Source organism: Amycolatopsis palatopharyngis (genome assembly GCF_003385185.1).
GTDB classification, from domain to species: Bacteria; Actinomycetota; Actinomycetes; order Mycobacteriales; family Pseudonocardiaceae; genus Amycolatopsis; species Amycolatopsis palatopharyngis.
Genome location: NZ_PQHZ01000104.1, coordinates 1 through 6692, shown reverse-complemented (window position 1 = coordinate 6692; position 6692 = coordinate 1). Strand labels below are relative to the sequence as shown.

Sequence of the window (6692 nt, the reverse complement as noted above, 5' to 3'; positions counted from 1 at the left end):
ATTCCCCACCCACTGAACGCACCGCGTCGGCGCGCGGAGGATGTCCCCAATGCCACATTGGGGACATCCTCCGCGCCCCGACGCGGTGCGTTCAGTGGGTGGGGAATGGCTCGCCGGTTGGGGTGGGGGTGGTGGTGTCCTTGCCTGGGGAGGTCAGCTGGACGATCAGTGCGCCACCGAGCAGCACCGCCGCGCCGACGAGTTGCAGCACCGTGAGCGCCTCGCCGAGCAGGACCCAGGCGGCCGCGGTGGCGACCAGCGGTTCCAGCAGTGCCAGCACGCTGGCCGTCGACACCGGTAGGTGGCGCAGCGCGGTGATCCCCGCAAGATAGGCGAGCACGGTGGAGAACAGGGCGACCGCGATCAGCAGGCTCCACACCGGGGGCCGCCAGGGCCCGAACTCGGCGGGCGAGGTGAGCACCTCGGCCGGGATCGTCCACGGCGGGGCCACCACGCAGACGGCCACCGCACCCACGATCATGCCCCAGGTGACCATGCCCAGCGGGTGCCTGGTGGAGACTCCGTGCTCGCCGAGCAGGAAGTACGCGGCCGAGCAGAGCGCGGCGCCCACACCGGCCAGCAATCCGAGCGCGTCGAGCCGCAGGCCCTGACCGACCTGGGCGACCATGCCCAGCCCGACCATCGCGAGCGCGGTGCCCACCCACATCAGTCGCGGCAGTCGCACCCGGCGCACGAACCGCACCCACAGAGCGACCAGCACGGGCGAGGTGAACTCCAGCAGGATCGCGATGCCCACCGGGATTCTCGACGCCGCCACGAAATAGAACAACTGGACCCCGGCGACGCCGAGCAGGCCGTACCCGAGCAGCAGGCGCCACTCGCCACGGCGAACCCGCAGCAGCGCGGGCCGGACCAGCCCGACGCCGACCAGCAGCACCAGGGCGGACAGCCCGATGCGCACGGCCGCGACCTGTTCGGGGGTGAGACCGGCGATCATCGTGGGTTTGCCGATCGCGCCGGAGCTGCCGAAGCAGATCGAGGCGATGACGATCAGTGCGACACCACGAGCTCGGCTGGTGAGCACGGGCGGCGAAGGCAGGGAGACGTCGGTGGCCACGCCGTGAGCCTATGTGTCATCTCTGACGTACAGAAGCGATTTAGGGCGTGTTCTTCGTAACCTCTGAACTACGGAACGCCGGTTATGGTCGCCAGGGGCTGGTGGTGTCGGTCGGCCGTGTCGGATCGTGGAAGCGGGGAACATCCGGCTCGTCCCTGCGCAGCGGTACGAGTCCCTCGGTGATGGCGCGCATGACCTTCGCGTGGGCCCGGACCCCGCTGCCCGGCCTGCCTTCGCCGAATTCCGAGAGGTCCACCGGTTCGCCGAAGTGCACCCGGAAGGTCGGTCTGCGCAACGGGGCGGTCAGCCCGGAACGGGCCAGTGGCACGAGGTCGGCCGGCCCGTTGACGGTCTCGGTACCCCAGTACACCGCCTCGTGCGCGCCCCACTGGCTGATCGGGATCACCGGAACCCCGGACGCGAGCGCCAGCCGAGCTGCCCCGGTCTTGCCCCGCTCCGGCCACAGCCCCCGATCATGGCTGATGCGGCCTTCCGGATAGACGATGATCGGTCCCTGCGCGGTCCGAAGTGCCTCGGCCGCCGCCGCGAACTGCTCAATCGCCGAGGCCTTGCCACGGTCCACCCTGAGATGGCCGCTGGCGCGTAGCGCGGGACCGAGCACCGGAGTGTCCAGCAGACCGCCGGCCAGCAGGAATCGCGGGGCGAGCCCGATCCTGCGGCAGGCCGCCATCAGCACGAACGCGTCGAACACGCCAATATGGTTGGCGGCCATCAGGAACGGCCGCCCGTACAGGTCCGCGGGAATCCCCCCGCTCACGCGCAGCCTGCCCGCCAGCCGCACCAGGCCCGCGTCGACGGTCAGCATCGCCCGCCAGATCCGCGGAGCCTGTTCGACCGTCCCCCGAGCTCGTCGCGATCGGCGTGTCGGCTCGTTGTCATTCTGCTTGAGCGCGAACATGGTGCAGAGCATGGCATGACGCGCGAAGCGCGCGGCCGGGTGCTGCGCGCCCGGATCGTCTGGCCCGCTGCGCCGGTCACGCTCGCGCGCGTCGGTGACAGGTGTGTTCGGTGGTGCCCGTGTGTCTGCGGTGCAGAGTGTGGTGCGGCGGTTACCGTAGAGGCATGGCTAGCGGGTCGGTGACGAAGGGACGGTCGCGGGGCAGAGCCGCGCCGCGCGGCGGCAGGAAGGCCCCTGCGCGGAACTCACGCGGTTCCACCAGGTCACGGTCCACCTCCCGGAAGCCCGCACCGCGTAAGCGCGCCCGGCGTTCGTCCGGTGGCGCCTTCGCCCAAACGGTTCGCGGGGGCTGGAACCTGCTGGCCAAGGGTGCGGGTGGGCTCGCGAGGACCGTCGGCCGGAGCCGGGAGCTCGAGCCCGAGCACCGCAGGGACGGCCTTGCGCTCAGCTTGATCGCCATCGGCCTGATCGCGGCGGTGGGCGTGTGGTGGCAGGCGGCGGGCCCGATCGGGCAGTGGGTCGCCATCGGGACGCGCAGTGTGCTGGGGGCCGGCGCGGTCACCCTGCCGCTGGTGCTGCTCGTCGTCGCCGTGACCCTCATGCGCTCGGAGCCACAACCGGAGTCCAGGCCGCGAATGGTCATCGGCACGCTGCTGGTGACGTTTTCGGTGCTCGGCCTTTTGCATCTGTTCAACGGCAGGCCCGAGGGCGGCGAGGACCAGATGTACGCCGGGGGCTGGCTCGGCTGGTTCTCCGGGGACCTGCTGGCCAGGGGGGTCACGCCCTGGGTCGCCGCACCTCTGCTCGTACTCGCGCTCGGCTACGGAATGCTTGTCTTCAGCGGGACGCCGGTGCGGCAGGTTCCGCAGCGCCTGCGGGAGTGGGGACTCGATCCGGAGGAACTGGAAGCCGCCCGTGCGGAGCGAGCGGAACGCGAGGCCGCCAAGAACGGGCCCGCCGACGACGACGTCACCGGCGCGGACCCCGCTGCCGTGCGTCTGCGCAAGCCGTCGCGGCGTAGGCAGGGCTCGGCGGCCACTTCGGAGGCCGCCGAGGTGCCGGCCGTCGCGCAGACCCCGGAAGTGCCGGAAACACCACGCCCACCGAAGGCGAAGGCCGCGGCGCAGCCGGAGAAGCGCAAGGCGGAACCGGCGCTCAGTGTGATGCGGGCGGTCGAGGGGGACTACACACTGCCCTCGCCCGACCTGCTGACACTGGGGGACGCACCGAAGACGCGCAGCAAGGCCAACGACTCGATGATCGAGGCGATCACCGGAGTCCTGGAGCAGTTCAACATCGACGCCCAGGTCACCGGGTTCACCCGGGGGCCTACCGTCACCCGTTACGAGGTCGAACTCGGTCCCGGCGTGAAGGTCGAGAAGATCACCGCGCTGACCAAGAACATCGCCTATGCGGCGGCGACCGACAACGTCCGGCTGCTGGCGCCGATCCCGGGCAAGTCGGCGGTCGGCATCGAGGTGCCGAACTCCGACCGGGAGATGGTGCGCCTCGGCGACGTACTGCGCTCGTCGAAGGCCGCCAAGGACAACCACCCGATGGTCATCGGGCTCGGCAAGGACATCGAGGGGCATTTCGTCACCGCGAACCTGACGAAGATGCCGCACCTGCTGGTGGCGGGTTCAACCGGCTCCGGTAAGTCGAGTTTCGTCAACTCCATGCTGGTGTCCCTGCTCTCGCGGGCGACGCCGGACGAGTGCCGGATGATCCTGATCGATCCGAAGATGGTGGAGCTGACCCCGTACGAGGGCATTCCGCACCTGATCACGCCCATCATCACCCAGCCGAAGAAGGCCGCCGCCGCGCTTGCCTGGCTGGTCGAGGAGATGGAACAGCGCTACCAGGACATGCAGGCCAACCGGGTCCGGCATATCGACGACTTCAACTCGAAGGTCCGCTCGGGCGATATCACCGCGCCACCCGGCAGTGAGCGCGAGTACCGGCCCTACCCCTACATCATGGCGATCGTCGACGAGCTGGCCGATCTGATGATGACCGCGCCGAGAGACGTCGAGGACGCGATCGTCCGGATCACCCAGAAGGCGCGGGCCGCCGGTATCCACCTGGTCCTCGCCACCCAGCGGCCCTCGGTGGACGTCGTGACCGGGCTGATCAAGACCAACGTTCCCTCGCGGCTGGCGTTCGCCACGTCGTCGCTTACCGACTCCAGGGTGATCCTCGACCAGCCCGGCGCCGAGAAGCTGATCGGTATGGGCGACGCGCTCTACCTGCCGATGGGCGCCGGTAAGCCGATCCGGGTGCAGGGTGCGTTCGTCAGCGACGAGGAGATCTCCGGCGTCGTCAACTTCACCAAGGACCAGGCGCAACCGGAGTACACCGACGGCGTCACCGCGGCGAAGTCCAGCGAGAAGAAGGACATCGACCCCGAGATCGGCGACGATCTCGACGTGCTGCTGCAGGCGGCCGAACTGGTGGTCACCTCCCAGTTCGGCTCCACCTCCATGTTGCAGCGCAAGCTGCGAGTCGGCTTTGCCAAGGCGGGCAGGCTGATGGACCTGCTGGAGAGCCGGGGAGTCGTCGGGCCCTCGGAGGGGTCCAAGGCGAGGGACGTCCTGATCAAGCCGGAGGAACTCGATTCCGTGCTGTACATGATCCGCGGTGGCGATCCCGATGCGGGCGGCGCCGACGAGGAGTGAGCGGAAGTTCAGCTCGCGCCGAACTGGCGGACCGCCTTGTAGTAGGTCCAGGCCGCGCTGTTGCAGGCCCAGCGGCCCGCGCAGATCGTCTTCATATCGGTGTAGAAGTTGTCGTCGATGCGTTTGCGCGCGGCCTCGGAGAAGCGGCTCTGCCGCTTGTAGTTGCGGTAGCCGAAGTCGTGCCGATGACAGGCGCGAGTGAAGTCGTAGCCCAGCGGCCGGTCCGGTGACCACGAGCAGGCGTCGGAGGACCAGTCCAGCTGCGCCGCGTACGGCCGGTCGCCGCGAATCTGGCTGAATGAGGACAGCGAGGTGCTGTAGAGGTACTGGTCGGTCACGGCCGGGATGTCGGCGGCCCCAGCGGTGCCGCCGGCCAGCATGATGCTCGCGGCGATAGCGGTGGTACCGGCAAGTCTGCGAGTGAAACGAGCTGTCGCGGTCATGGGTGGCTCCCTCGCTGATCAGGTAACAGGGTCTGATCAGTTTTGAGCCACTGCCGCTGGTTGATCTACCTCCGAGTGGCGGATACCCGGTGAACTTCAGTCCTCTGCCGGGTGAGGGCGAGCGCTGTCCTCGCGGTGCCGGGCGCCGTCGAGGTGCAACAGCATCCGGGTGTTGCCGAGCGTGTTCGGCTTCACCAGCGGGAGGTCGAGGAACTCGGCCACGCCGGTGTCGGGTGAGCGGCGCATCTCCTCGTAGACCTCGCGCGGGACGGGGGTGCCGTCGATCTCGGCGAAGCCGTGCCTGGCGAAGAACTCGGTCTCGAACGTGAGCACGAAGATCCGGGTGAGGCCCAGCTCGTCGGCCAGGTCGATCAGTGCGCCCACCAGGGCGTGTCCGACACCTCGCCCACGAACGCCCCGATCCACCGCCACCGTGCGGATCTCGGCCAGATCCTCCCAGAGCACGTGCAGCGCGCCACAGCCGACGACACGTCCGTCGAGTTCGGCGACCCAGAACTCCTGTACGTCCTCGTAGAGGGTGATCAGCTCCTTCTCCAGGAGCACCCGGCCCGCGTCGGAGTCGACGAGAGACTTGATCGTGCGGACGTCGGCGATCCGGGCCCGGCGAACCGAGACCCCTGCTGCTTGGGAGGCCACGGACGTCAACTTAGCCGGACCCCCTGTCGGCGTTTCGCACTGGCTGCCGCCTGTTGCCGACCCCGCGATGCAGGTAGCCGCATGCGCAGTGTCAATATCTTCCTACCCAAACTGATGGTGCGTTCACCCGTAAGCGCGGCAACGAAGGACATTCAGTGGATCAACTGGGAGTGACCGACCGCATACCCGCACGGCCGAAGTCCACCCGTTCGCCCCTGGTGTCCCGGGCTGCCCCTCGGCGTTTTCGGCCGGAGTTGCAGGGGTTGCGGGCGTTGGCTGCGTTGTTGGTGGTGGTGTATCACGTCTGGTTGGGCCGGATTTCCGGTGGCGTGGATGTGTTTTTTGTGATTTCGGGGTTTTTGATCACGGGTCAGTTGGTGCGGGCGTCGGTGCGGGGGCGGATTGAGTTCCGGCCGATGTGGGCGCGGATGATCAAGCGGTTGTTTCCGGCTGCGTTGACGGTGTTGTTCGTGGTGATGGTCGCGAGTTGGTTGTTGCTGCCGGAGACGCGGTGGTTTCAGACGATTCGTGAGGTGTTCGCGTCGGCGTTGTATGTGGAGAATTGGCAGCTGGTCGCGAATGCGGTGGATTATTTCGCGCAGCACAATTCGGCGAGTGTGGTCCAGCATTTTTGGTCGTTGTCGATTCAGGGCCAGTTTTATGTGGTGTGGCCGGTGTTGATCGCGGTGGTGGTGCTGGGGGCGCGGCGTGCGGGGTGGGGGTTGCACGGGTCGGTGGCGGTGGTGTTGGGGGTGTTGTTCGCCGGGTCGTTGGTGTTATCGGTGTGGTTGACGGCGGTGAATCAGCCGTTGGCGTATTTCCATTCGTTGACGCGGGTGTGGGAGTTCGCGCTGGGTGGGTTGCTGGCGTTGGTGATTGATCGGGTGGTGCTGCCGGTGGGGGTGCGGGTGGTGCTGGGC

General features: G+C 68.1%; 6 protein-coding genes. 2 read left to right on the top strand and 4 right to left on the bottom strand.

The genetic code is table 11. The features are described 5' to 3' along the window. Window positions 1-91 precede the first annotated feature (91 nt). On the bottom strand, window positions 92-1078 hold the full coding sequence (locus D0C15_RS33530; RefSeq protein ID WP_116052057.1) for an EamA family transporter: 987 nt from the start codon (window positions 1076-1078) through the stop codon (window positions 92-94). 82 nt (window positions 1079-1160) lie between these two features. Then, a complete protein-coding gene (locus D0C15_RS33525; protein WP_162830398.1) occupies window positions 1161-1997 on the bottom strand; it encodes a lysophospholipid acyltransferase family protein in 837 nt (278 codons plus the stop codon). 164 nt (window positions 1998-2161) lie between these two features. Here D0C15_RS33525 and D0C15_RS33520 point away from each other — a divergent pair, with 164 nt between their 5' ends. Further along, complete coding sequence (locus tag D0C15_RS33520) at window positions 2162-4672, top strand: DNA translocase FtsK (RefSeq protein WP_116052055.1); 2511 nt, start codon at window positions 2162-2164, stop codon at window positions 4670-4672. An 8-nt stretch (window positions 4673-4680) separates the two neighbouring features. Here D0C15_RS33520 and D0C15_RS33515 read toward each other — a convergent pair whose 3' ends face one another. Both D0C15_RS33515 and D0C15_RS33510 read right to left on the bottom strand, forming a co-directional pair. Next, window positions 4681-5115, bottom strand: a complete 435-nt coding sequence (locus D0C15_RS33515) for a phospholipase (RefSeq protein WP_116052054.1) — start codon at window positions 5113-5115, stop codon at window positions 4681-4683. 96 nt (window positions 5116-5211) lie between these two features. Further along, complete coding sequence (locus D0C15_RS33510; RefSeq protein ID WP_116052053.1) at window positions 5212-5772, bottom strand: amino-acid N-acetyltransferase; 561 nt, start codon at window positions 5770-5772, stop codon at window positions 5212-5214. Window positions 5773-5987: 215 nt separating this feature from the next. On the opposite strand from D0C15_RS33510, the gene D0C15_RS33505 reads away from it, so the two are divergent. After that, window positions 5988-6692 (top strand): acyltransferase family protein (locus D0C15_RS33505; RefSeq protein ID WP_162830399.1); only part of this gene is annotated, 705 nt, incomplete at its 3' end.